The 24,825-nt window shown below is 71.0% G+C and carries 17 protein-coding genes and 1 tRNA gene; 6 read left to right on the forward strand and 12 right to left on the reverse strand.

Annotated features, from left to right (window positions below):
- Positions 1 to 104: 104 nt before the first annotated feature.
- Together ACZ3YO_RS01755 and ACZ3YO_RS01760 are read right to left on the reverse strand one after the other, a co-directional pair.
- Complete coding sequence (locus tag ACZ3YO_RS01755; RefSeq protein WP_465563452.1) at positions 105 to 1,751, reverse strand: VWA domain-containing protein; 1,647 nt, start codon at positions 1,749 to 1,751, stop codon at positions 105 to 107.
- Positions 1,752 to 1,768: 17 nt separating this feature from the next.
- Complete coding sequence (locus tag ACZ3YO_RS01760; protein ID WP_465563455.1) at positions 1,769 to 2,875, reverse strand: hypothetical protein; 1,107 nt, start codon at positions 2,873 to 2,875, stop codon at positions 1,769 to 1,771.
- A 267-nt stretch (positions 2,876 to 3,142) separates the two neighbouring features.
- On the opposite strand from ACZ3YO_RS01760, the gene pyk reads away from it, so the two are divergent.
- Positions 3,143 to 4,573: a pyruvate kinase gene (pyk, locus tag ACZ3YO_RS01765; RefSeq protein WP_465563457.1), complete on the forward strand. Its 1,431-nt coding sequence runs from the start codon at positions 3,143 to 3,145 to the stop codon at positions 4,571 to 4,573.
- A gap of 42 nt (positions 4,574 to 4,615) precedes the next feature.
- Here the strand turns inward: pyk and ACZ3YO_RS01770 are convergent, their stop codons facing one another.
- Together ACZ3YO_RS01770 and ACZ3YO_RS01775 are read right to left on the reverse strand one after the other, a co-directional pair.
- A complete protein-coding gene (locus ACZ3YO_RS01770; RefSeq protein ID WP_465563460.1) occupies positions 4,616 to 5,251 on the reverse strand; it encodes a hypothetical protein in 636 nt (211 codons plus the stop codon).
- 255 nt (positions 5,252 to 5,506) lie between these two features.
- Positions 5,507 to 5,581, reverse strand: a tRNA-Leu gene (locus ACZ3YO_RS01775).
- A gap of 66 nt (positions 5,582 to 5,647) precedes the next feature.
- On the opposite strand from ACZ3YO_RS01775, the gene ACZ3YO_RS01780 reads away from it, so the two are divergent.
- Positions 5,648 to 6,337: an ANTAR domain-containing response regulator gene (locus tag ACZ3YO_RS01780; protein ID WP_465545811.1), complete on the forward strand. Its 690-nt coding sequence runs from the start codon at positions 5,648 to 5,650 to the stop codon at positions 6,335 to 6,337.
- A 59-nt stretch (positions 6,338 to 6,396) separates the two neighbouring features.
- Here the strand turns inward: ACZ3YO_RS01780 and ACZ3YO_RS01785 are convergent, their stop codons facing one another.
- The 6 genes from ACZ3YO_RS01785 to ACZ3YO_RS01810 form a co-directional block, all read right to left on the reverse strand.
- The gene (locus ACZ3YO_RS01785) at positions 6,397 to 7,113 is read right to left on the reverse strand and encodes an ABC transporter ATP-binding protein (protein WP_465545813.1); all 717 of its coding nucleotides are present in this window, start codon (positions 7,111 to 7,113) and stop codon (positions 6,397 to 6,399) included.
- Complete coding sequence (locus tag ACZ3YO_RS01790) at positions 7,110 to 7,937, reverse strand: ABC transporter ATP-binding protein (RefSeq protein ID WP_465545815.1); 828 nt, start codon at positions 7,935 to 7,937, stop codon at positions 7,110 to 7,112. Before ACZ3YO_RS01790 ends, ACZ3YO_RS01785 begins: the two co-directional genes overlap by 4 nt.
- 8 nt (positions 7,938 to 7,945) lie before the next feature.
- Positions 7,946 to 9,880 carry a branched-chain amino acid ABC transporter permease gene (locus ACZ3YO_RS01795; RefSeq protein ID WP_465564155.1) on the reverse strand — a complete coding sequence of 645 codons (1,935 nt, stop codon included), beginning with the start codon at positions 9,878 to 9,880 and terminating at the stop codon, positions 7,946 to 7,948.
- Between the two features lie 5 nt (positions 9,881 to 9,885).
- The gene (locus tag ACZ3YO_RS01800; protein WP_396319305.1) at positions 9,886 to 10,815 is read right to left on the reverse strand and encodes a branched-chain amino acid ABC transporter permease; all 930 of its coding nucleotides are present in this window, start codon (positions 10,813 to 10,815) and stop codon (positions 9,886 to 9,888) included.
- Positions 10,816 to 10,940: 125 nt separating this feature from the next.
- Positions 10,941 to 12,173 (reverse strand): branched-chain amino acid ABC transporter substrate-binding protein, encoded by a 1,233-nt coding sequence (locus ACZ3YO_RS01805; RefSeq protein ID WP_465563465.1) that lies wholly within the window; start codon positions 12,171 to 12,173, stop codon positions 10,941 to 10,943.
- A gap of 575 nt (positions 12,174 to 12,748) precedes the next feature.
- A complete protein-coding gene (locus ACZ3YO_RS01810) occupies positions 12,749 to 13,213 on the reverse strand; it encodes a PaaI family thioesterase (protein ID WP_465563468.1) in 465 nt (154 codons plus the stop codon).
- Between the two features lie 282 nt (positions 13,214 to 13,495).
- Between ACZ3YO_RS01810 and polA the strand changes: the two genes are divergently transcribed.
- Both polA and ACZ3YO_RS01820 read left to right on the forward strand, forming a co-directional pair.
- Positions 13,496 to 16,195: a DNA polymerase I gene (gene polA / locus ACZ3YO_RS01815; RefSeq protein ID WP_465564158.1), complete on the forward strand. Its 2,700-nt coding sequence runs from the start codon at positions 13,496 to 13,498 to the stop codon at positions 16,193 to 16,195.
- A gap of 67 nt (positions 16,196 to 16,262) precedes the next feature.
- Positions 16,263 to 16,934 carry a hypothetical protein gene (locus tag ACZ3YO_RS01820; protein ID WP_465563471.1) on the forward strand — a complete coding sequence of 224 codons (672 nt, stop codon included), beginning with the start codon at positions 16,263 to 16,265 and terminating at the stop codon, positions 16,932 to 16,934.
- 87 nt (positions 16,935 to 17,021) lie between these two features.
- Here ACZ3YO_RS01820 and hrpB read toward each other — a convergent pair whose 3' ends face one another.
- Both hrpB and ACZ3YO_RS01830 read right to left on the reverse strand, forming a co-directional pair.
- Positions 17,022 to 19,511, reverse strand: a complete 2,490-nt coding sequence (gene hrpB, locus ACZ3YO_RS01825; RefSeq protein WP_465563473.1) for an ATP-dependent helicase HrpB — start codon at positions 19,509 to 19,511, stop codon at positions 17,022 to 17,024.
- A gap of 90 nt (positions 19,512 to 19,601) precedes the next feature.
- A complete protein-coding gene (locus ACZ3YO_RS01830; protein WP_396319301.1) occupies positions 19,602 to 20,456 on the reverse strand; it encodes a class I SAM-dependent methyltransferase in 855 nt (284 codons plus the stop codon).
- Between the two features lie 415 nt (positions 20,457 to 20,871).
- On the opposite strand from ACZ3YO_RS01830, the gene rpsA reads away from it, so the two are divergent.
- Positions 20,872 to 22,362, forward strand: coding sequence for a 30S ribosomal protein S1 (rpsA, locus tag ACZ3YO_RS01835; protein ID WP_396319300.1), 1,491 nt, complete (start codon positions 20,872 to 20,874; stop codon positions 22,360 to 22,362).
- A gap of 238 nt (positions 22,363 to 22,600) precedes the next feature.
- Positions 22,601 to 24,823: an MMPL family transporter gene (locus tag ACZ3YO_RS01840; RefSeq protein ID WP_465563477.1), complete on the forward strand. Its 2,223-nt coding sequence runs from the start codon at positions 22,601 to 22,603 to the stop codon at positions 24,821 to 24,823.
- The last annotated feature ends 2 nt before the right edge of the window (positions 24,824 to 24,825 follow it).

A 24,825-nucleotide genomic window follows, 5' to 3' on the forward strand; every position in this document is an offset into this window, starting at 1 on the left:
CCCCGCCATCCCCACGACCGTTGGAGCCACCCGGCCCCCCGGCCCCACCGGAGCCGGAGCCGGAGCCGGAGCCAGGGCCAGGGCCAGGGCCAGGGCCGGTACCGCTACTGGTACCCACGGATCTCCTCGAACGCCCCGTCCAACGAACCCGTCCCGTCGAACAACTTGCCCCCGGTCAGATCCGCGATCCCCTGCAACTGCCCCTTCGCCGCATCACCGAACAGGATCGGGAACACCGGCACCGCCTTCTGCGACGACGAGAGCCCGTTGTAGAAATCCTTGAAATCCCTGTCCGACGCACCCTCGTTGCTCTCGCCGTCCGTCATCACCACGATCGACGTGAACCGGTCGTCCCGGGCCTCGGCCTGCTGCCGCTCGATCAGCTTGTACGCCTCCTCCAGCGAGCTGTACACCGCCGTACCGCCATCCGCCGACAAGGCCTGCACATCCGCGTTGATCGACGCCAGCTCCTGCTGCGAATCGGCCGCCGGCACCGCATGCGTCCTCGCCGACTTCACCTTCGACGCGAACGACATCAACGTCACCTCCTCACGATTGCGGAACCGCCGTACCCCCCGCGTGTCATCCGCCCCCGTCAACCGCCCCAGCGCCTTCTTCAACGACGCCAACCGGTCACCCGCCATCGAACCCGACGTATCCAGCACGTACACCGTCCGCGACGGCCGCCGCAGCTCGTTCTGGTACGACGCGAGCAGCCCGTCCGCCACCGACTTCGAACCCGGGAAAGGCAGCTCACGCCGCCGGTCGGTCGGCAACGACGACGCCGGCGCCGCACCCGCCGCCACCGGACGGCGCAATGTCAGCTCCGAAATCCGCCGCTGCACATCGTCCTTCAGCAGATACGCCGTCAACCGCTGGAACGAATCCCGCTCACGCTGCGCCGACGAACCCAGCAACGTCAACGGATAGTCCGCCGACACCACCCCGTCCGTCGGCCGCACCACCGTCAACCGCTGCCCCTCCGCCAGCGTCCTGTTCATCGACAACAACACCGACTCGTAGTTCACCAGCGCCCCCACCCGGCCCTGCTCCGCCCGGCCGTACGCCTGCGCCAGCCAACCCGACGAACCCGACGTCAGCTTCTGCCCGGTGAAGAACTTCTTCAGCGACGGCGTCGCCTTCTGCACATCCGCATCCGTGAGCGCCGACTCCGCCCCCGAGAACGCCGACGCCACCGCGACCAACGCCGAGAAACCCGAGTTCGACCGCGACGGGTCCGCCATCCCGTACGCCAACTTGCCCGCCGAGGCCGCGTCCGCCACCTGCGCCCAGCTCACCTGCGAACCATCGCCCCAGCCAAGCTCGTTCAACGCCGCCGAACGCACACCCACCGCCACCGGCGACACCATCACCGGCGTCTCCGACAACAACTTGGACCGGCCCGAGTCGTCCAACCGCAGATAGTGGTTGGACGGGAACCACACCGCGTCGTACTTACCGTCCGCCCGCCCCGACGACACCGCGTCCGCACCGTCCAGCGAACCCGTCCAGGCGAACTGCACCGCCACCCCCGTCGCCTTCTGCGCCTCCTCCAACACCGGCGCCATGTCCTGCAGTTCACTGCCGGCCAGAATCCGCAGCACACCCGCCTGCGCGGTCGGCGCAGGCGCGTCCGTCGGACGCGGAGCCGGAGACGAACCGGAGGAGGAGGTGCACGCCGTCGCCACCAGCAGGGCCAGCCCCGTCGCGAGCACCCGGCCGCCGCGCCCAGCCGCGGTCTTCACACGCATCGCCGTCGCCATCCCCGTCACTTCCCCTTGGCAGCGTTGATCAGTTTGTTCAGGACCGCCACCGTCGGCACCTGCGCCTGCTGCACGCCCGCCGCCGCCAGGTCGGGCGCGTAGACCGGGCCCTGCTTGTCGCGGACCGCCTTGCTGAGCGCCAGCGGGTCGGCCTGCGGACGGAAGCCGTACTTGGCCTCCAGATCACGCAACACCTGGTCGTCCCGCAGCAGTTCGGCGAGCTTCTCGGCCCCCGGCTTGAGCGCCACCAGGGTGTGGTCGCTGAACACCGTGGTGTCCGGGTAGAGCACCACCAGATCGCCCGCCGAACCGCCCGGCGTGGACACGCCCTTGGCGGTCAGCGCCGCCACCTGCGACTCGTACGCCAGCACCGGCCCGTTGCCCACCCCGGACAGGAAGTCCTTGAACGGGCCGTCACTGCTGGTCTTCTGGTCGCCCTGCACCGACGTCACCTGCCGGACCACGTCCTTGACCAGACCCACCCCGGCATCGTCCGACACCACCTGGTGGCCGTTGGCCAGGTACGAGATCGTCGCCAGGTAGAGCGCCCCGGAGGAGGAGGTGGACGGGTCGGTCGTGGTCAGGAAGAGCAGGCCCCTCAACTCGTTATGGCTGCTCGCCCCCTTGAGGTCCTGCCACTTCCGGCCCTCCTGGACGGCCTTCAGATAGGCGTCCATCCTGAGTGTCCAGACCTTCGGATCCGACTCGCTCCGGGCGGCCAGGCCGTTCTCCCTGAGGACCTCCGCCATCGACTGGTGGGCCAGCGCCACCAGCGGCGAGTAGAACGGCCGCACCGGCTCGCTCTTGATCTGCCGCTGCTTGCGGATCTCCTCCGCCGGCGAGAGGCTGGCCGGGAACGCGAAGTCGTACCGCGTGAGGTCGCTCTCTCCCATCAGCCAGGAGCCGGTGGTGTCGGTGATGACCTTGAGGCCCTGCTTCTGCAGCTCCGCGATGACGTCCGGGTCGGCGAAGAACTCCCGTTTCTCCGAGCCGATCAGACCGGAGATGGTGACGACCTTGCCCGAACCGGGGGGATCGTCGTCCCGGAACAGCGCGACTCCCACCCCGGCAAGCAGCGCCAGCGCCGCCAGTACCCCGAACACACGCCTCATGCCGGACGATTCCCCCTCGTCGGTTCCCTGCCCGGGCTCCCACCCGGGTGACGAGCGTCCCGCCGGGCCGCGAGCGGCGGCAGAAGTCACGGTGAACACGGGGTGAACACCCCTTCACGGAATCGCATCGGCGAACGGGCCGCCGACCACCGCGCGCACACCAGTCCGACCATGTGTCAGATTGTTCAACTCGCCTTCCGGCAAAGGTCATCCCCCTGTCCGGACGCACGTCGATGTTACGCGCCGGTAATGCCTACGCTCAGGGGTATGCGCCGAGCAAAAATCGTCTGTACCCTCGGGCCCGCCACCGACTCGTACGACCAGATCAAGACCCTGGTCGACGCCGGGATGGACATCGCCCGATTCAACCTGAGCCACGGCTCCCACATCGAGCACGAGGAGCGCTACCGCCGGGTCCGCAAGGCCGCGGACGAGACCGGCCGCAGCGTCGGCGTGCTCGCCGACCTTCAAGGTCCGAAGATCCGACTCGACACCTTCGCCGACGGGCCCGTACTTCTCGAACGCGGCGACGAGTTCACCATCTCCACCGACAAGGACGTCGTCGGGGACCAGAACATCTGCGGCACCACCTACGCCGGCCTCGCCGCCGACGTCACCCGGGGCGAGCGGATCCTCGTCGACGACGGCCGGGTCACCCTGGAGGTCGTGAAGGTCGACGGGCCCCTCGTCCGCTGCACCGTGATCGAAGGCGGCCTCGTCTCCGACCACAAGGGCCTCAACCTCCCCGGCGTCGCCGTCTCCGTGCCCGCGCTCAGCGACAAGGACGTCGCCGACCTGCGGTGGGCCCTGCGGACCGGCGCCGACCTCGTCGCCCTCTCCTTCGTCCGCAGCGGCCGCGACATCGAGGACGTCCACCGGGTCATGGCGGAGGAAGGACGCTTCGTCCCCGTCATCGCCAAGATCGAGAAGCCGCAGGCGGTCGAGAACCTCGACTCCATCGTCGACGCCTTCGACGGCATCATGGTGGCCCGCGGAGACCTGGGCGTGGAGATGCCCCTCGAACAGGTCCCGATGGTCCAGAAGCGCGCGATCAAACTGGCCAGGCGCAACGCCAAACCCGTCATCGTCGCCACCCAGATGCTCGACTCGATGATCAACGCCTCCCGCCCCACCCGCGCCGAGGCCTCCGACGTCGCCAACGCCGTCCTCGACGGGACGGACGCCGTGATGCTCTCCGGCGAGACCTCCGTCGGCAAGTACCCCGTCGAGACGGTCAAGACCATGGGCCGCATCATCGAGGCGGCCGAAGCGGACATCCTCGCCGCCGGCCTGCCGCCGCTCACGGCCTCCAACAAGCCCCGCACCCAGGGCGGCGCCGTAGCCCGCGCCGCCGCCGAGATCGGCGACTTCCTCGGCGCCAAGTACCTCGTCGCCTTCACCCAGTCCGGCGACACCGCCCGCCGCCTCACCCGCTACCGCTCGCCCATCCCCGTCCTCGCCTTCACCTACGAACCCGCCGTCCGCAGCCAACTCGCCCTCACCTGGGGCGTCGAGACCTTCCTCGGCCCCTTCGCGGCCACCACGGACGAGATGGTCGAGCAGGTCGACGCCGCGCTGCTCTCCCTCGGCCGCTGCCGCAAGGGCGACATCGTCGTCATCACCGCCGGCTCCCCGCCCGGCCTCGCCGGCTCCACCAACCTCGTCCGCGTCCACCACGTGGGGACGCTGGACGACTGACACCGCTCACCGATGGCGGCACGCTCATGGAGCGTGCCGCCATCAGTACTTGGGGCCGATGTGAGTGTCCATGAGGGCGACGGAGGCCTTGCGGGCGACGGAGACGTTGACCGCGCCGGTGGGGCGGGTGACGGACTTCCACTGCACTCCGACGGCGTCGAGGGTGTCGGTGAAGAGGCGGATGATGTCGGCCGAGGTGTTGGTGAAGAAGTAGCGCGGGTACTCGTAACGCTTCCGGACGCCGCCGACCGTGCGGGTCGTCCAGTTGGTGATGCGGCAACCGTCGGAGTGGATCAGGCCGCGCAGGAATTCCCAGGGGTGGGCATCGACGATCTCCTGCTGCCAGGCCACGAGGGCGATGGAGCGAAGGTGCTTCGGGCCTGGGCCGTGCTGGGGGAAGAGGCAGGGCCAGTGCTTGCTGGTGCTGACCACGCTGGTGTACCCGGTGGCGTGGACGCGCTGGACCTTGTTGTGCGGCATGACGGTGGCGATGGCCCGTGCGCACTCGTCGATGAGCCCGGGCCAGGCATCGCCACAGGCTATGCGGAGCGCGTGGACGTTGCGGCGGCCCTCGCTGATGCAGCCGTCGCCGAGGTAGAGGCCGAGGAGATAGGCGTAATCGGCTCGTGGACGCGCGGGGTCGAGCCGGCCGTTGATGACGGGGCATTCGGCGGTCATGCGCGGACTGGGTGTGATCCCGGAAGCCCACTCGCGGATCGCGAAAGGGGAGATCCCGGTTGCGCGGCTGACCTGGCTGAGGGTCAGCCCGGACGCGTGGAGAGTGATGGCTCGCTGCCGTGTGGCCATGTCGTACATATGGCCGAGATTGCAGGCGTGGATGGAAGTGCACAGGCGAAGCCGGGGATCTTCACTCGCAATGATGAAGATCGCCAATGCTCTGCAGTGTGCACTTCCTTCGAATTGAAGGAAAAGTGCCCCGAGTGGGATTCGAACCCACACTGTATGGTGTTTGAGACCATTGCCTCATGCCAATTGGGCTATCGGGGCCTACGATTTGAAGGTGACTGCCCTCGCGTCGTGACTCAAACATACCGTGTCTAGGTACCCTCGTGCATGCAGTACCCCGCCGGAACGAGGAGCCCCGTGAGCACCGCCGACGAGCAGGCCGAGCCGCTTGAGACCGATATGCCCCAGATCACCCGGATTGTGATCGCCGAGGACGAGGCGTTGATCCGTCTCGATCTGAAGGAGATGCTCGAAGAGGAGGGGTACACCGTCGTCGGCGAGGCCGGGGACGGGGCGACGGCGCTCAAGCTGGTCGAGGAGCTGCGGCCGGATCTGGCGATCCTGGACGTGAAGATGCCCGTCCTGGACGGGCTCTCCGCCGCCGAGCAGATCCACGAGGCGCACTTGGCGCCCGTCCTGATGCTGACCGCGTTCTCGCAGCGCGAGCTGGTGGACCGGGCGCGGGACGCGGGCGCGATGGCGTACATCGTGAAGCCGTTCTCCAAGAGCGACCTGGTGCCGGCGATCGAGATGGCCGTCTCCCGGTACACGGAGATGCGGACGCTGGAGGAGGAGATCGCCGATCTCACCCAGCGGCTGGAGACCCGGAAGCTGGTGGACCGGGCGAAGAGTGTCCTGCAGACCAAGTTCGGGCTGAACGAGCCGGCCGCGTTCCGGTGGATCCAGAAGACCTCGATGGACCGTCGCATGACGATGGCCGCGGTTGCGGAGGCCGTGATCGAGGAAGGCGAGGCCCAGGACAAGAAGAAGGCCGACGAGGGCAAGGCCGAGGGCTGAGAAAGCACGAGAGGGGCCCCGTCCGGTCGGACGGGGCCCCTCGCCGTGTGCGGGGTCGGTCAGTCCTCGCCGAGGTACGCCTTGCGCACGGACTCGTCGTGGAGCAGGTCGGCGCCGGTGCCCTGGAGGACGATCCGGCCGGTCTCCATCACGTATCCCTGGTCGGAGAGCGACAGCGCCGCCTGGGCGTTCTGCTCGACCAGCAGGATCGTCGTGCCGGAGGACTTCAGCTCGACGATGGTCGCCATGATCTTCTGCATCATCAGCGGCGAGAGGCCCATCGACGGCTCGTCCAGCATGAGCAGCTTGGGCTGGGACATCAGTGCCCGTCCCATCGCGAGCATCTGCTGCTCGCCGCCGGACAGCGTGCCCGCGGCCTGCTTCCGGCGTTCGCCGAGGATGGGGAAGAGGCCGTAGGCCCGTTCCACGTCGGCGGCGATGCCGGCGGTGTCGCTGCGCAGGAAGGCACCGAGGAGCAGGTTCTCCTCGATGGTCATGCGGGGGAAGATGTGCCGGCCTTCGGGGGAGTGGGCGAGGCCGAGGGCGACGATCTTGTGGGCGGGGACGACGCCGAGGTCCTGCCCCTCGAAGGTGATCTTCCCGCTGGTGGGCTTGAGGAGCCCGGAGAGGGTGCGCAGGGTGGTGGTCTTGCCGGCGCCGTTGGTGCCGATGAGGGTGGTGACTTCGCCCTGGTTGACGGTGAAGCTGATGCCCTTGACGGCTTCGATCTTGCCGTAGGAGACGCGGAGGTCCTCGACCTCAAGGAGCGCGGTCACTGGTTGTCCTCCGAAGCGGTGGTGCCTTCGAGCGGGGCGCCGAGGTAGGCGGTGATGACGCGTTCGTCGTTCTGGACGGTTTCGCGGTCGCCTTCGACGATCTTCTGGCCCTGGACGAGGACGGCGGTGCGGTCGCAGAGGTTGAAGATGAACCGCATGTCGTGCTCGATGACGAGGATGGAGACGCCGCGGTCGCGGATGGCGAAGACGAGTTCCTCGGCGGCCCTGGTCTCCTGCGGGTTCATGCCGGCGGTGGGCTCGTCGAGGAGGAGGAGGCCGGGGTCGGAGGCGAGGGCGCGGGCGATTTCGAGCTTGCGCTGCTCGCCGTAGGGGAGGTTGCGGGCGAGGTGCTCGGCCTTGTCGGCGAGCCCGGTGAACTCGAGGAGTTCCATGGCGCGGGCGCGGCTCTCGGCTTCGGCGCGGTGGTAGCCGGGGCCGCGGAGGATGGCGGAGAAGAGGCCTTCCTTGGTGCGGCTGTGGCGGCCGACGAGGACGTTTTCCAGGACGGTCATGTTGGCGAAGAGCCGGATGTTCTGGAAGGTGCGGGCGATGCCGGCCTGGGTGACGAGGTGCGGCTTCGGGGGGAGCACGGTGCCCTGGTAGGCGACGCGTCCTTCGGTGGGGACGTAGAGCCCGGTGAGGCAGTTGAAGAAGGTGGTCTTGCCGGCGCCGTTGGGGCCGATGAGACCGATGATCTCGCCTTCGCCGACGGTGAGGGAGACGTTGTTGACGGCGGTGAGGCCGCCGAACCGCATGGTGACGCCGGAGACCTCGAGGAGGGGCTTGGCGACGGCGGGGGTGCTGGGGGCGTCGGTGGTGGTCATCTGGCTTTTCACGCCCCTGCCTTGGTGAGTGCGGCGGCGTCGCCGGTGGGCTGTGCCGGGATCGAGGCCTCGTGGAACTCCAGTTGGCGGCGCCGGTTGGGGATGAGTCCTTCCGGGCGCACGCGCATCAGCACGATGAGTGCGATGCCGAAGGCGAGCAGCTGGTAGTTGGAGAGGAATTCGAGCTTCTTCGGGACGAGGAAGAGGAGGGTGGCGCCGGCCAGTGGTCCGCTGATGGTGCCCATGCCGCCGAGGATGACGGCGGCGAGCAGGAAGGCGGAGTTGGGCGGCAGGGCCTCGGCGAAGGTGTACTGGTCGGGGGTGACGGTGTAGCTGACGTGGGCCTGGACGGTGCCGGCGAGGCCGGCGAGGCAGGCGCCGAGGGCGAAGGCGAGGAGCTTGAGGCGGAAGCCGTTGATGCCCATGGCTTCGGCGGCGGTCTCGTCCTCGCGGATGGCGACCCAGGCGCGGCCGATGCGGGAGTTGCCGACGCGGGCGAAGACCAGCACCACGAGGGCGGTGACCAGCAGCATCAGCAGGTAGTAGTTGGAGAAGCGGCCGAGTTCGACGCCGAAGATCGTGGTGGGCTTGCCGAGGTCCCAGCCGAGGATGTTGAGGTCGGGGATCCGGGGGATGCCGTTGGAGCCGTTGGTGATCTTGGGGCCGGTGGTGCCGTTGAGGTTGAGCATGGTGATGCGGAAGATCTCGCCGAAGCCGAGGGTGACGATGGCGAGGTAGTCGCCGCGCAGTCGCAGGGTCGGGGCGCCGATGAGGACGCCGAAGACCATGGAGACGACGGCGCCGGTCAGCATCGCGGCCCAGAAGGGGAACTGGACGTGGATCGGCGAGGCGGGGGAGCCGGAGACCAGGGCGGCGGCGTAGGCGCCGACGCCGAGGAAGGCGACGTACCCGAGGTCGAGCAGGCCGGCGAGGCCGACGACGATGTTGAGGCCGAGGGCGACGGTGGCGAAGATCAGGATGTTGGCGGCGACCGAGGTGTACTGGTCGCTGGTCTGGGTGAACGGGAAGCTGGCGGCGGCGGCGAACGCGGCGCCGGTGGTGACCGAGCGGTACTTGACGGTCAGGGCGCGCAGCCGGGGCAGCAGGCCGGACTTGGTGATCGCGGGCACGACGGCGCCGGCGAGCAGCAGGTAGCCGATGAAGAGCTCGCCGTACTCGGTGTCGATGCCGAAGGTGATGGCGAACAGGCCGATGGCGAAGGCCGCGACGATGAGCAGGACCTCGGCCCAGGAGGGGAGTTCGCGGGCGGCGGGGAGCGGCCGGGTGACGGTGCCGAGGCGCAGCCAGTGGTGGGCGAGGTGGCCGAGCTGCATGAGGAGGACGGCGGCTGCGGCGATGACCACGCCGTTGGCGAGGGCGGTCATGACCGGGGCGACGGGCTTGCTCTCGGGGATCGCGTTGGCGCCGAGGTAGGCGATCAGGGCGATGGGGACGAGGAGGAAGAGCCGCCGGTCGAGGATGCGCAGTTTGACACCGGTGCGGCGGTCGAGGGGGAGGCCGAGGGCGCCGGCGAGGGTGAGCAGTGAGCCGGCGCCGAGGACCCAGCCGCCGGGTTCGAGGTTGGCGAGGCCGCCGAGGTCGACGGCGATGGCGATGATGGAGAACCAGCCGACGGCGAAGGCGCCGGCGGCGGCGGCGAGGACGGCGTTGTTGCTGCGGGTGGGGGCGGCCCAGCGGAGGCCGGGGACGCCTTGGGTGGCGAGCAGCAGGGCGAGGGTGAGCAGGCCGGCGGTGAGGGCGAGCCACTGGAGGCCGGCGGGGGAGCCGGTGTAGGTGAGGTCGCCGGGGAATTCGGAGGTCCAGGTCCAGGACATCAGGGCGGAGCCGGCGGTGGCGGCTGCGCCGAGGCCGGTGAGGAGGGTGGCGGCGCGGGTGGGCAGGGGGATGACCGGGGTGGTCTCGGTGTTGGGGGTGGTGGTCATGGTGGTCACGCCCTGTCCGCGACGCGCTCGCCGAGCAGGCCCTGTGGCCGGACGAGCAGCACGACGATGAGGAGTACGAAGGCCCAGACGTCCTTCCAGGCGCCGCCTCCGAAGAGGTGCATGCCGGGGAGGTGCTGGATGTACCCGGTGGCGAGGGCTTCGGCGAGGCCGAGGGCGACGCCGCCGAGCATGGCGCCGTAGATGTTGCCGATTCCGCCGAGGACGGCGGCGGTGAAGGCCTTGAGTCCGAGGATGAAGCCCATCCGGAAGTCGACCTGGCCGCTGCGCAGGCCGTAGGCGACGGCGGCGACGGCGGCGAAGGCGGCGCCGATGGCGAAGGCCATGACGATGATCCGGTCGGTGTCGATGCCCATGAGCTTGGCGGTGTCGGGGTCCTGGCTGGTGGCCTGCATGGCGCGGCCGGAGCGGGTGCGGGTGACGAACCAGCCGAGGGCGAGCATGCAGAGCGGGGCGGCGATGATCAGGAAGATGTCGCTGCGCTGGATGGTGACGGAGCCGAGTGCGAAGGGGTCGCCGGGGATCTTCGGGAAGACGCGGGCCTTCTTGGCGTCGGGGTAGAAGGAGAAGACCAGCTGCTGGAGGACGATCGACAGGCCGATCGCGGTGATCAGCGGGGCGAGCCGGGGGGCGCTGCGCAGGGGCCGGTAGGCGAAGCGCTCGGCGGCGACGGCGGTGAGGGTGGAGACCAGGATGCCGGCGATCAGCATCAGCGGTAGGGCCAGCCAGAGTGTGGTGCCGCCGGGGAGGGCGAGGTAGGCGGTCAGGGCGCCGAAGCCGCCGACCATGACGATCTCGCCGTGGGCGAAGTTGATGAGCTGGACGATGCCGTAGACCATCGTGTAGCCGATCGCGACGAGCCCGTAGAGGGCGCCGAGGATCAGGCCGTTGGCCAGCTGCTGCGGTAGGTCGTGCACCGCTGGGCCTCCGTTGTGCGTGGGTGGGTCCGCGTGGGTGGTGGATGTGAGGCGCGCGGGGGCACTCGTGGCGCCCCCGCGCGGGTAACTCCGACGTGCTGTAGTGCTGCTGACGCAGGTCAGGATCAGCCGTTGAAGGTGCCGGACTTCTCCACGGCCCACTTGCCATCCTTGACGGCGTAGACGGTGAGCTGCTTGTTGGTGGTGTCGCCGAACTCGTCGAACGAGACCTTGCCGGTGACGCCGTCGAAGGAGACCTTCTGGACGGCCTCGACGACCTTGGCGCGGGGGCTGTCGGGGAGCTTGCCGTTGTTGGCGGTCACGACGGCCTTGACGCCCTGGATGATGGCCCAGGCGCTGTCGTAGGAGTAGCCGCCGTAGGTCTCGTAGGCGTCCTTGTAGCCGGCGGTCTTGTAGTCGGCGATGAACTTGGCGGCGGTGGGGAGCTGCTCGACGGGCAGGCCGACGGCGGTGGCGTAGTCGCCCTGGCTCTTGGGGTTGAGCTTGATGAAGTCGCCGCTCTGGATGCCGTCGCCGCCCATCAGGGGGATGTTGACGCCGGCGTCCTTGAGCTGGAGGGAGAGCGGGCCGGCGGCGGGGTACTCGCCGCCGTAGTAGACGGCTTCGGCGCCGGAGGCCCTGACCTTGGTGACGACGGCGGCGAAGTCGCGGTCGTCGGGGTTGACGTGCTCCTCGCCGACGATGGTGCCGCCCTGCTTGGTGAACTCGCCCTTGAAGGTGGCGGCGAGGCCGGCGCCGTAGGTCTTCTGGTCGTCGATGAGGAAGACCTTGGTCTTCTTCGCGTCCTTGGCCAGGAACTGGGCCGCGAAGGGGCCCTGGACGGCGTCGGTGGTGGCGGTGCGGAAGTAGGACTTGAAGGGGCGGGCCTTGGTGCCGCTGGCCCACTTCTCGCCCTGGCTGAGGGCGACGCCGGTGTTGGCGGGGGAGATCTGGACGAGGTTGGCGTCGTTGAAGATCTGCTGCATGGACTGGGCGACGCTGGAGTTCAGCGGGCCGACGACGCCGATGACGTTCTTGTCGGCGACCAGCTGGGTGGCGTTCTGCTGGCCCGGGGCGGGCTTGGCGGTGTCGTCCAGGGCCTTGATCTCGAACTTGACGCCGGGCACCTCGTTCTTCTCGTTGGCCTGCTTGACCGCGAGTTCGACGGAGTTGCGGATGCCGAGGCCGAGGGCGGAGAGGTCGCCGGTGAGGGGGGCGTCGACGCCGATGGTGACGGTGGTGCTGGACCCGGCGTTGTTGCCGTCCCCGGACTTCTTCTCGTCGCGGGAGCCGCAGGCGCTGAGGCTCAGGGCGCCGATCACGGCAATGCTCACGACAACTGCTGAACGGTGACGCACGAGGGTCCCCTTCGGTTCGGGAGGGCGCCGCGCCGGAATGGCGGGAACCGGATGCGCGGTGGGCCTGGCCCGATCCGGTGGCGCGGTGACTGGCTGTGACTCTAGATGCCGTTCGGCGGCTCGGGCAGTGGTGTGGCGAGGCTGTGATTCTCTTGTTATGAGCACACGGAGCGCCCGTCTCAGTATGTGGTCGTTTCGGTTCGATCGATCCTGTACTTCCGGGCGTCTACTGGCTGGTAGGTGGATGTAAGGCCCAGAAATGCGGGTCACTCCTGGCCTCTCCGATAATCGGACGCGACCGTTCGCAGCGCTGGTTTCGGGCGTGTGCGTCCGAATAACGGACGATGGAGGGGTCGAGGCCGGAATCCCGGGCCGAGGCGGGGTCCGGGAGGTGCTGAATGCTCGGATTTCCTACCTGTTACGCAGTGTTACATTCTGAATGTCTGCCAACATGACAATGCCCCCTTGTATAGACCAACGCCTGCCCAGGGCAGTCGAAGGTCAAACAAGGGGGCGGACAAGGGAATTGACGGTCGGCCGGGCCGTCCGGGGAGGACCGGCCGGCCGACGGTGCGTCAGAGGTCGCGGAGCATGCAGGTCAGCCGGCAGCTGGTGACCCGCCGGCCGGTGTCGTCGGTGATCGCGATCTCGTAGGTGGCGGCGGTGCGCCCCTTGAACACGGCGGTCGCCACCCCGGTGACCAGCCCGGAGGTGGCCGAGCGGTGGTGGGTGGCGTTGAGGTCCACGCCCACCGCGTACCGGCCCGGGCCGGCGTGCAGCATCGCGCCGACCGAGCCGAGGGTCTCGGCCAGCGCCGCCGAGGCGCCGCCGTGCAGCAGCCCGTACGGCTGCTGGTTGCCCTCGACCGGCATGGTGCCGACCACGCGGTCGCCCGAGGCCTCGACGATCCGGATGCCGAGCTTCTCGCCGAGGTGGCCGCCGGAGAAGGTGGCCGGGTCGACGCCGAGCTTGGCGAAGTGGTCCAGCACCTCCTGCGGGACCTTCAGGACGGGGGCCGCGTCGGGGGCAGCGTCGGTCATGGGGGAGCTCCTGCCGCTTGGGGTCACGTCATCGTGCTGCCAGTGATCGTACGACCGTCCTACTCGGCGGTAGCGGTCGCCTCGGGAGGCTGGCGCGTCGGCGGCCCGGCCTGGCGGGCGGCCGCCGGGGGCGGCGGGCAGCGGCTCCGGCGCGCCCCTTTTGTCGGTGCCGGGCCATAGGATCGGTGACCGGCAGTGGAATCGGCAGGAACGGACGTTGACGTGGCTACGCAGAGTACGGACAAGAGCGCGGCGGGTGGCGGCGGGGCCCGGCCCCGGCTGATGCTGCTCGACGGGCACTCGATGGCCTACCGGGCGTTCTACGCGCTGCCCGTGGAGAACTTCAACACCTCCACCGGCCAGCCCACCAACGCGGTGTACGGCTTCGCCTCGATGCTCGCCAACACCGTCCGGGACGAGCAGCCCACCCACCTCGCGGTGGCCTTCGACCTCTCCCGGCAGACGTTCCGCTCCGCCGAGTTCCCCGACTACAAGGCCAACCGGGCCAAGACGCCGGACGAGTTCCGCAGCCAGGTCCCCCTGATCGGTGAACTCCTCGACGCCATGCGCATCCCGCGGATGACCGTCGAGGGCTTCGAGGCCGACGACATCATCGCCACCCTGGCCACCGCCGCCGAGGCGGCCGGCTTCGACGTCGACATCGTCACCGGCGACCGGGACTCCCTCCAGCTGGTCACCGAGCACGTCACCGTCCTCTACCCGACCAAGGGCGTCTCCGAACTCACCCGCTACACCCCGGAGAAGGTCGCCGAGAAGTACGGCGTCACCCCCCGCCAGTACCCCGACCTCGCGGCGCTGCGCGGCGACCCGTCCGACAACCTGCCCGGCATCCCCGGCGTCGGCGAGAAGACCGCCGCCAAGTGGGTCAACCAGTTTGGCTCGTTCGACGAACTCGTCGCCCGCGCCGACGAGGTGAAGGGCAAGATCGGCGAGAAGCTGCGCGAGCACCTCGACTCGGTCAAGCGCAACCGCATCCTCACCGAACTCGTCCGCGACGTCGAACTCCCCCTCGGCATCGACGACCTGGGCCGCACCGCGTTCGACCGCGAGGCCGTCGCCACCCTGATGGAGTCGCTGGAGTTCCGCAACGCCAACTTCCGCGACCGCGTCCACGGCATCGACCCGGCCGCCGCCGAGCCCGAGGCCGCCGCCGAGCTCGCCCCCGGCGTCGAGGTGGACGGCGAACTGCTCACCGACCCGGGCACGCTCGCCGCCTGGCTCCGGCAGCACGCCGCCGGCAAGGCGCCTGTCGCGCTCGCCGCCGTCTACCGGTGGGCGCTCGGCACCGGCGAGGTCACCGAGGTGGCGCTCGCCGCCGGAGAGGCCGCCGCCTGGTTCGACCCGGCGCTGCTCGCCGAGGAGGACGAACGCGCCTTCGCCGCCTGGCTGGCCGACCCGGCCGCCCCCAAGGCCCTGCACATCGCCAAGCAGGTCATGCGCGCCTTCGCCGAACGCGGCTGGACCATCGAGGGCGTCGTCGCCGACACCGCCCTCGCCGCCTACCTGGAGAAGCCCGGCCGCCGCACCTTCACCCTGGAGGTGCTCGCCGAGGAGTACCTGGCCCGCTCGCTCGCCCCGGCCCCCGTCGCCGAGTCCGGCCAGCTCGCCTTCGACGCCCCCGACGAGGGCGACGACACCGACGCGGTGGCGGCCCGCGCCCAGGCGCTGATGCTCCAGTCCCGCGCCGTGCTCGACCTCGCCGCGCTCTTCGACACCCGCCTCGCCGAGGTCGGCGCCACCGAGCTGCTGCGCGACATGGAGCTGCCGATCGCCGCCCTGCTGGCCCGGATGGAGCGCACCGGCATCGCCGCCGACCACCCCTGGCTCACCGGCCTGGAGAGCCAGTTCGCCGCCGAGATCCAGCGCGTGGTGGAGGAGGCGCACGCCGCCGCCGGCCACGAGTTCAACCTCGGCTCGCCCAAGCAGCTCCAGGAGATCCTCTTCGGCGAGCTGGCCCTGCCCAAGACCAAGAAGATCAAGACCGGCTACACCACCGACGCCGACGCGCTCACCTGGCTCGCCACCCAGACCGACAACGAACTGCCGGTCATCCTGCTGCGCCACCGCGACCAGGCCAAGCTGCGCACCACCGTCGAGGGCCTGCTCAAGACGGTCTCCCCGGCCGGGCGGATCCACACCACCTTCAACCAGATGGTCGCCGCCACCGGCCGGCTCTCCTCGCAGGACCCGAACCTGCAGAACATCCCGGTCCGCACCGAGGAGGGCCGGATGATCCGCCGCGCCTTCGTCGTCGGCGAGGGCTACGAGGCGTTGCTGACCGCCGACTACTCGCAGATCGAGCTGCGCATCATGGCCCACCTCTCCGAGGACGAGGCCCTGATCGAGGCCTTCGCCACCGGCGAGGACCTCCACACCACCGTCGCCTCCCAGGTCTTCGAGGTCCCCGGCGACGCGGTCGACGCCGAGATGCGCCGCAAGATCAAGGCGATGTCCTACGGTCTGGCCTACGGGCTCTCCGCGTACGGGCTCTCCCAGCAGCTCGGCATCAAGCCCGCCGAGGCCCAGGGCCTGATGGACACCTACTTCGAGCGGTTCGGCGGCGTCCGCGACTACCTGCGCCGGGTCGTCGACGAGGCCCGCGCCACCGGCTACACCGAGACCCTGCTCGGCCGCCGCCGCTACCTGCCGGACCTCAACAGCGACAACCGCCAGCGCCGCGAGATGGCCGAGCGGATGGCCCTCAACGCCCCGATCCAGGGCTCGGCCGCCGACATCGTCAAGATCGCCATGCTGCGGGTCGACGAGGCGCTGACCGCCGCCGGCCTCACCTCCCGGATGCTGCTCCAGGTGCACGACGAAATCGTGCTGGAGCTGGCCCCCGGCGAGCGTGAGCAGGTCGAGGCGATCGTCCGCGAGCAGATGGCCGGCGCCTACCCGCTGCGCGCCCCGCTCGACGTGTCCGTCGGTGTCGGCGCCAACTGGGAGTCCGCCGCGCACTGACGCGGTGTCAAGGAGTCGCGGGTGCAGGCCGGTTCCCGGATCCGCCCGCGGCTCCTACCCTGGTCCCATGGGGATTGCGGGGGTGCTGCGGAGCGGGCCGGAGTCGGCGGCCCTGGTGCTCCGGGAGGGCGGCGGGACGCGGCGCCGGGCGCTCGCGCGCTGCCTGACCGCGTTCGGGACGGCGCTGGGCGCGCCACTGGTCCTGGCCGTGCCGACCCTGCTGGTCGCGTTCTTCATGCTGCTCGCCGGAGCGACCGCCGCCACCATCGGCCGGGTGGCCGGGGGGATCGCCGGCGTCGAGTACCTGCTGGCCGTCCCGCTCCTGGCCCGGCTGGCGTACACCACCGTCCACCGGCTGGAGTTCGCCCCGGCGGCGGCCCCGGACAGGTTCCGGCTGGTCCGGGTCGGACGCCCGGACGCCTGGCAGCCGCTCGCCGGGCTCTGCGGCATCCGGCTGGAGCACAAGGTCACCGAGCCCTACCCGGGCGATCCGCAGCCGGCCGAGGAGCAGCTCGTCGTCCGCCTGGACCTCGCCGGCGACGAACTCCGGTGGACCCCGCCCGCCGGCACCGACCCGGAGCGGCTGCACCGGGCCCTGACCGCCCTGCTCGGCCCCGGCGGCGTGCGGGTCGAGCTGGTCACCGGCCGCACCGTCCGGTCCCGCCCGGCGCGCGGAACCGGCCGGACCACAGGCGGCTCGGCCTCCGCCAACTCCGGCGGCTTCTCGGGCGGCGGCTGAGCCGGCCCGGCCCCTCGCGGGGCCCTGCCGGCGGGCATTGGTGCGCTTGGCCGGCTCGGCGGCGAGCGGAGCGGGATGGGGTCCTCCCTAGCCGGAGGCCGGGGGAGGGTCCTCCGGCCACGGATGCCTCGGGTAGCGGCCGCGCAGGTCGGCGCGGACGGCCCGGTAGCCGTCGCGCCAGAACGAGGCGAGGTCGCCGGTGACGGCGGCCGGGCGCCCGGCGGGGGAGAGCAGGTGGACGGTGAGCGGCACCCGCCCGCCGGCCAGCGCCGGGGCCGCGGCCCAGCCGAACAGCTCCTGCAACTTCACCGCCAGCACCGGGCGTTCGCCGCTGTAGTCGACCCGGATCCGGGAGCCGGACGGCACCGTGATCCGTTCCGGCGCCAGCTCGTCCAGCCGCCCGGCTTCGCCGGTGGCCCAGGGGAGCAGGCGCTGGAGGGCGGCGGTGGTGTCGATGCGGGCGAGGTCGGAGCGGCGGCGGGCGCGGGAGAGTTCGGGCTCCAGCCATTCATCGGCGCGTTCGAGGAGCGCGGCGTCGCTGACGTCGGGCCAGGGGTCGCCGATCGCGGCACGCAGGAAGGCCAGGCGTTCGCGCAGGCCGGGGGAGGGCCAGGCGAGCAGGGTGCTCACGCCCTCGCGGGCGAGGCCCTCCAGCAGTGCGGCGCGCACCAGCGCCGGCTCGGGCCGGTCCAGCTTCGCCGAGGCCAGCTCGACGGCGCCCAGCGACTCCACCCGCCGGGCGGTCACCTCGCCGTGCCGGGTGGACCAGTGGACCTCCTCCCGGGAGGCCAGCAGCGGCGCACCGGCCAGGCGGGCGGTGGACTCGTCCAGCGCGGCCGCGTGCAGCACCCGCGCGGAGGGCGAGCCCGCGGGGCGGTCGGCGACGGCGACGGCCAGCCACGGGAGGGCGCCCAGCGCGGTGCCGGGGGCCAGCTCGGCGGCCGTCCCGGAGGCCATCAGGTACGGGCTGCGCTCGCCGGGCTCGGGCCGTTCCACCCGGGCCCGGGCGATCCGCTCGGGGAAGGCCAGTGCCACGACGAGGCCGACGGCCGCGGCGTCCGGCAGGGCGGTGGCTGGGGTGTCGTCGACGCCGCGCAGCAGCCGGCGGACCTCGTCGCGCCAGCGGCCCGCGTAGGGGTCGCGGGAGTCCCGGACGGTGCGCCGGACCGCGCCCAGGTCGTCCCCGAGGGCGCGCGGGGGCTCCTCGGACAGCAGTGCGACCACCTCGGCGGCCCGGCGCGCGCCGACCGCCTGCGCGCCGTCGACCAGGGCGCGGGCGAGGCGCGGGTGCAGTCCGGTGCGGGCGAGGCGGATGCCGCGCGGGGTGGCCCGGCCGTCCTCCTCCACCGCGCCGAGTGCCCGCAGGGTCTGCCGGGCGGCGGCCATCGCGCCGGCCGGGGGTCGGTCGGGCAGGGCGAGGCCGGTGGCGTCCGGGTCGCCCCAGCAGGCGGCCTGGAGGGCGAACGGGGTGAGGTCGGCGAGCGCGATCTCGGGGGTGGGGTAGCGGGCGGCGAGGGCGTCCTCGGCCTCCGCCCAGCAGCGGTAGACGGTGCCGGGGGCCTCGCGGCCGGCGCGGCCGGCGCGCTGGCGGGCGGCGGCGAGCGAGGCGCGGACGGTGACCAGGCCGGCCAGGCCGCGGGCGTGGTCGGTTCGCGGCTCGCGGGCCAGGCCGGCGTCGACCACGACCCGCACGCCCGGCACGGTGAGCGAGGACTCGGCGACGGCGGTGGCCAGCACCACCCGCCGCCCCTCGCCCGCGGCCAGCGCCGCGTCCTGCACCGCCTGCGGTGCGCGGCCGTGCAGCTGGAGCACGTCGGCCGGTGCCCCGGCGAGCAGTCCGGCGACGCGGGCGATCTCGCCGACGCCGGGCAGGAAGCAGAGGACGTCCCCGTCGCGTTCGCCGAGGGCCCGCCGGACGGTGGCGGCGACGTGGTCGAGCAGCGCCGGGTCGACCCGGGTGCCGTGCGCGGGGCGGACGCCGCGCGGCGGCGGCGCCCAGACCGTCTCGACGGGGTGGGCGACCCCGTGCGCCTGGACCACCTCGGCGCCGCCGAGCAGGTCGGCCCAGGCGGCGGTGTCGGAGGTGGCGGAGGCGCAGACGATGCCCAGCTCGGGCCGGAGCGCGGCCCGGACGTCGAGCAGGAAGGCGAGCGCGGTGTCCGCGTCGAGGTGCCGCTCGTGGCACTCGTCCAGCACGACGAGGTCGACGCCGGGCAGCTCCTGGTCGCGCTGGAGGCGCTGGAGCAGCACGCCGGTGGTGACCACCTCGACCACGGTCCGCGGCCCGGTCCTGCGCTCGCCGCGCACGGTGTAGCCGACCTGGTCGCCGACGGCGGAGCCGAGCAGCCAGGCCATCCGCCGGGCCGCGGCCCGGACGGCGAGCCGGCGCGGTTCCGCGACGAGCACCCGGCGGGCGGGGCGGCCGTCCCCGAGGAGGCCGGCCAGGGCGAGCGGCACCAGCGTGGTCTTGCCGGTGCCGGGCGGCGCGGCCAGCACGGCCACGCCGTGAACGTCGAGCGCGCGGTGCAGGGCGGGCAGGGCGGTACGGACGGGCAGCTCGCGCCAGGCAGGGTTCACCCGCACAGTCTCCCCGACGGCCGGGCACACCGACGGCCCGGCGGTCCCGGCCGCCCGGTGCTGCGGGGCGGCCGGGGCGCCCGCCAGGCCTCAGTCCCGCTCGGCGACGAAGATCGCCGTTCCGGGGATCAGCCGCCCGCGCAGCGGCGACCAGCCGCCCCACTCCTGTTCGTGTCCCTCCGGCCACTCCGGCTCCACCAGGTCCACCAGCCGGAACCCGGCGCCGACCAGCTCGCGCACGCGGTCCCCGACGGTGCGGTGGTGCTCGACGTAGGTGGCGTGCCCGTGCTCGTCCTGCTCGACGTACGGGGTGCGGTCGAAGTAGGAGGCGACGGCGGTCAGCCCCTCGACGCCGGGCTCGTCGGGGAAGGCCCAGCGGATGGGGTGGGTCACCGAGAAGACCCAGCGCCCGCCGGGCCGCAGCACCCGGTGCACCTCGCGCATCAGCGCGTCGGTGTCGGCGCTGAACGGCACCGCGCCGTAGGCGGAGCAGGCGAGGTCGAAGGAGCCGTCGGCGAACGGGAGCACGGCGGCGTCGGCCTGGACGACCGCCACCGGCGGGGTGTCGCGGGCGAGGTCGATCCGGAGGGAGTGCTGGAGCTGGCGGAAGGAGATGTCCAGCGCGACGGGCCGGGCGCCCTGGCGGGCGAGCCAGCGCGAGCACTGGGCGGCGCCGGCACCGATCTCCAGCACGGTCCGGCCCTCGACCTCGCCGAGCAGCCGGGCGTCGGCCTCGTCCAGGCCCTCGGGGCACCAGGTGAACCGGTCGTCACCGAGGAACTCGCCGTGCTCGTCCTGGTATTCGTCGGCGTTGCGGTCCCACCAGTGCCGGCTGGCCCGGCTGCTCTCACCGGCCTGGGCGTCGCGCCTTACCGCGTCGTCGCCGTCGTCGTCAAGATCATGGACGTCGGACTGGGGGGTGGTGGCCACGGTGATAATGCCCATCGCGTAGGGTGTGGTCTGCGGAAGCGCCGCTGCCGCGAACCGGCCCCGCAAGGGTCCGGGTCCTGGCGGTGGCATCCGGGGAAAGGCTTCCTGCGGCCGCCACTGTGAGGTGCGCAATCGGAGGATATGGCCTGATCCATACCGGCCTCCACCGTCTTGGCGCTCTTGGCGTTGACCGTGCCTGGCCGTCCCCGTATGCTACAAGTTGCGCTGCGGGCCTGCGCGCCTCGGACGGAGCAGGTCGCGCTCGCATCTGTCGAAGACCCCACGGTCGCAAGACGGACGCCGATTTCTCGCTTCCTGCGGGAACTCTGGTGGGCCGTGTTCTTGGCTGTCCGGCTTTCGGTGGGAGCGATACGGGCCCTCCGCGTGGCATTACCTACGACTTCATGTCCGTACCGGAGCCCTTTTCCTAATGACGAGCCCCACCGACTCCTCCACCAGCACCACCCCGCAGGTCGCGGTCAACGACATCGGCGACGCTGAGGCCTTCCTCGCCGCCATCGACGAGACCATCAAGTACTTCAACGATGGCGACATCGTCGAGGGCGTCATCGTGAAGGTCGACCGTGACGAGGTGCTCCTCGACATCGGTTACAAGACCGAGGGCGTCATCCCGTCCCGTGAGCTCTCGATCAAGCACGACGTTGACCCGCACGAGGTCGTCTCCGTCGGTGACAACATCGAGGCCCTGGTTCTCCAGAAGGAGGACAAGGAGGGTCGTCTCATCCTGTCCAAGAAGCGCGCTCAGTACGAGCGTGCCTGGGGCACGATCGAGAAGATCAAGGAAGAGGACGGCATCGTCACCGGTACCGTCATCGAGGTCGTCAAGGGTGGTCTCATCCTCGACATCGGCCTCCGTGGCTTCCTGCCGGCCTCGCTCGTCGAGATGCGTCGTGTCCGCGACCTCCAGCCCTACGTGGGCAAGGAGCTCGAGGCCAAGATCATCGAGCTGGACAAGAACCGCAACAACGTGGTCCTGTCCCGCCGTGCCTGGCTGGAGCAGACCCAGAGCGAGGTCCGCCAGACCTTCCTCACCACCCTGCAGAAGGGTCAGGTGCGCTCCGGCGTCGTTTCCTCGATCGTCAACTTCGGTGCGTTCGTGGACCTCGGCGGCGTCGACGGTCTGGTTCACGTCTCCGAGCTGTCCTGGAAGCACATCGACCACCCGTCCGAGGTTGTCGAGGTCGGCCAGGAGGTCACCGTCGAGGTTCTCGACGTTGACATGGACCGCGAGCGCGTCTCCCTGTCGCTGAAGGCGACCCAGGAGGACCCGTGGCAGCAGTTCGCCCGTACCCACCAGATCGGCCAGGTCGTTCCGGGTAAGGTCACCAAGCTGGTTCCGTTCGGTGCGTTCGTCCGCGTGGACGAGGGCATCGAGGGTCTGGTCCACATCTCCGAGCTGGCCGAGCGCCACGTCGAGATCCCGGAGCAGGTCGTCCAGGTCGGCGACGACATCTTCGTCAAGGTCATCGACATCGACCTCGAGCGTCGTCGCATCAGCCTCTCGCTGAAGCAGGCCAACGAGGCCCTCGGCGCCAACCCGGCCGAGGTCGAGTTCGACCCGACCCTGTACGGCATGGCCGCTTCGTACGACGACCAGGGCAACTACATCTACCCGGAGGGCTTCGACCCCGAGGCGAACGACTGGCTGCCCGGCTTCGAGAAGCAGCGTGAGGAGTGGGAGCGCCAGTACGCCGAGGCGCAGTCGCGCTTCGAGCTGCACCAGGCCCAGGTCATCAAGAGCCGTGAGGCCGACGCCGAGGCCGCTGCCGAGGGTGGCGACGCCGTCGCCGCCGCCGCCGGTGGCTCGTACTCCTCCAGCAGCGACGAGGGCTCCGGCGCTCTCGCTTCGGACGAGGCCCTGGCCGCCCTGCGCGAGAAGCTGGCCGGTGGCCAGAGCTGAGGCTCTGACCCCGCTGGTGCTCGGCGCATAGCGCCATAGCGTCACCGATGAACCCCACCCGGTATTCCGGGTGGGGTTCATTGTTTTTCCTCTTCACTTATTTGTTCCTTATGTGCACGATTTTTGTGATAAGGGGCTCATCGGATGCCTATGGGCGATTCGGGACCTAGGACCTACCTTGGGATGAGTTGCCCCATGGGCGGCTCCCCCCGGCCCCGCACGCTAGGCACCCCCCCACATGCGCCGTAGCACCGCAGTGACCTCCCCCGCCCGTTCGTCCGCCGACCCCAAGGTCGACGGACGCCTTGCCGCCCTCGGCCGGTTCTGCTTCCGGCACCGGCGCTGGGTGCTCGGCTTCTGGGCGGTCGTCCTGGTCATAGGCGTGCTGATCGGCGGCCGGGTCTTCGCGGGTTCGGTGGCCGGCGCCTCCTCGGCCAGCTCCGAGGCCGACCGGGGCAGCGCGGTGGTCACCGCGGCCGACCCGGCCCGCGGCACCGTGACCGCCGTGGTGGACGGAAAGCCGGTGGACGACCAGGCCGTGCGGGCGGCCGTCACCCGGGCCACCGCCGAGATCGCCGCCCTGCCCGGTGTCTCCTCGGTCACCGACGCCTACGGCTCCGGCCCGGCCGGCGCCGCACTGCGCTCCGCCGACGGCAACGCGAGCCTGGTCTCCGTGCGGATGGCCGACACCAGCACCGACGCCCAGACCGCCGCCGTCACCCAGCGCCTCGCGGACATCGAGGCCGACGGTGCCCAGGTCAAGGTCGGCGGGGACATCGTGCTCCAGGACGAGGTCAAGAAACAGACCGAGAAGGACACCCGGTTCGGCGAGATCGTCACCCTGCCGCTGACCCTGATCGTCATGGTGCTGGTCTTCGGCGGCCTCGCCGCCGCCAGCCTGCCGGTGATCGGCGCCGTCGCCTCGGTGGGCGGCGCGCTGCTGGCCATGTTCGGCTTCAGCAAGATCATGGACATCGACACCAGCGTGCTGCCGATCGCCACCGTGCTGGGGCTCGGGCTCTCGATCGACTACGCGCTGCTGATGGTCAACCGCTTCCGGGAGGAACGCGGCCACGGCGCGGGCATCGCCGCCGCCGTCGAGCGGACCGCCGCCACCGCCGGCCGGACCGTCGCCTTCTCCGGGCTGACCGTCGCCGTCGCCCTCTCCGGCCTCTTCGTCTTCACCAGCCCCGTGCTCGGCGCGGTCGCCGCCGCCGGCGTGAGCGTGGTGGTGATCGCGGTCGCGGCCGCGCTCACCCTCGTCCCCGCGCTGCTCGGCTTCGCCGGCAGCCGGATCAAGGCGCCCACCGCACCCGTGCCCGACGAGGGCTTCTTCAGCCGGACCGTCCGCCGGGTGCGCAAGCGTGCGGTGCCGGTCGCGCTCGCCTGTGTCGCGCTGCTGATGGCCGCCGGGGCGCCGTTCCTCCATGCCGACATGCGCAGCTCGGGCGCTGCCGTCCTGCCCGCCTCCTCGGCCGGCCGCCAGGTCGCCGACACGATCGACCAGCGTTTCCCGCTGGCGTCGCCGGCCCCGATCACCGTGGTGGTCGAGGGCGGCGCCCCGGTCGCCCAGGCCTATGCCGACGACGTGGTGGCCAAGCTGCCCGGCGTCAGCGGGGTCCGGGCGGTCACCCCGGTGAGCGACAAGGTCTCCACCATCGACGTCCTGGTGCACGGCGACCCGCAGGGCGGGCAGGCCAAGAAGGTGGTGGAGGAGCTGCGCGCCGACCGCGGCGGGCTCACCACCCACGTCACCGGCGGTGCGGCCTCGATCGTCGACTTCCGGCACGAACTGCTCACCCGGGGGCCGATCGCGCTCGGCCTGGTGGCGCTCGGCACGCTGGTGCTGCTCTTCCTGATGACCGGCTCGGTGGTGATGCCGGTCAAGGCCCTGCTGATGAACCTGCTCTCGCTGGGCGCCTCGCTCGGCGCGCTCACCCTGGTCTTCCAGGACGGCTACTTCAGCGGACTGCTCGGCTTCACCCCCACCGGCGGGCTGGAGACCTTCATCCCGGTGCTGGTCTTCGCCTTCGCGTTCGGGCTGTCGATGGACTACGAGGTCTTCCTGCTCGCCCGGATCAAGGAACTCCGGGACAAGGGCCACAGCTGTACGAGGGCCGTGGAGCTGGGCGTGCAGCGCAGCGGGAAGATCATCACCTCGGCGGCACTGCTGATGGTGATCGTCTTCGCCGGCTTCGCGCTCGGCGACATGCTGATGGTCAAGCAGATGGGCATCGCGCTGGCCGTCGCGGTGGCCGTCGACGCGACGCTGGTCCGCTGCCTGCTCGTGCCCGCGGCGATGAGCCTCTTCGGCGAGTTCAACTGGTGGGCGCCGGGCCCGCTGCGCCGCCTGCACAACCGGTTCGGGCTGAGTGAGCACGTCGAGCTGCCGACCATCGAGCCGGCGGTGATCCCCGGCCAGCGCCCGGCGGCCAAGGAGCTCGTGGGCACGACGCCGTAGCG

The organism is Kitasatospora sp. NPDC022785 (genome assembly GCF_055561295.1).

What these genes read in the sequence shown, in the direction of transcription:
- ACZ3YO_RS01760 (WP_465563455.1), bottom strand. Translation starts at nt 2,875, where the DNA reads ATGAGGCGTGTGTTCGGGGTACTGGCGGCGCTGGCGCTGCTTGCCGGG.
- ACZ3YO_RS01790 (WP_465545815.1), bottom strand. Translation starts at nt 7,937, where the DNA reads ATGACCACCACCGACGCCCCCAGCACCCCCGCCGTCGCCAAGCCCCTC.
- ACZ3YO_RS01820 (WP_465563471.1), top strand. Translation starts at nt 16,263, where the DNA reads ATGGGGATTGCGGGGGTGCTGCGGAGCGGGCCGGAGTCGGCGGCCCTG.
- pyk (WP_465563457.1), top strand. Translation starts at nt 3,143, where the DNA reads ATGCGCCGAGCAAAAATCGTCTGTACCCTCGGGCCCGCCACCGACTCG.
- ACZ3YO_RS01795 (WP_465564155.1), bottom strand. Translation starts at nt 9,880, where the DNA reads ATGACCACCACCCCCAACACCGAGACCACCCCGGTCATCCCCCTGCCC.
- ACZ3YO_RS01810 (WP_465563468.1), bottom strand. Translation starts at nt 13,213, where the DNA reads ATGACCGACGCTGCCCCCGACGCGGCCCCCGTCCTGAAGGTCCCGCAG.
- rpsA (WP_396319300.1), top strand. Translation starts at nt 20,872, where the DNA reads ATGACGAGCCCCACCGACTCCTCCACCAGCACCACCCCGCAGGTCGCG.
- ACZ3YO_RS01770 (WP_465563460.1), bottom strand. Translation starts at nt 5,251, where the DNA reads ATGACCGCCGAATGCCCCGTCATCAACGGCCGGCTCGACCCCGCGCGT.
- ACZ3YO_RS01780 (WP_465545811.1), top strand. Translation starts at nt 5,648, where the DNA reads ATGCAGTACCCCGCCGGAACGAGGAGCCCCGTGAGCACCGCCGACGAG.
- ACZ3YO_RS01755 (WP_465563452.1), bottom strand. Translation starts at nt 1,751, where the DNA reads ATGCGTGTGAAGACCGCGGCTGGGCGCGGCGGCCGGGTGCTCGCGACG.
- polA (WP_465564158.1), top strand. Translation starts at nt 13,496, where the DNA reads ATGCTGCTCGACGGGCACTCGATGGCCTACCGGGCGTTCTACGCGCTG.
- ACZ3YO_RS01840 (WP_465563477.1), top strand. Translation starts at nt 22,601, where the DNA reads ATGCGCCGTAGCACCGCAGTGACCTCCCCCGCCCGTTCGTCCGCCGAC.
- ACZ3YO_RS01830 (WP_396319301.1), bottom strand. Translation starts at nt 20,456, where the DNA reads ATGGGCATTATCACCGTGGCCACCACCCCCCAGTCCGACGTCCATGAT.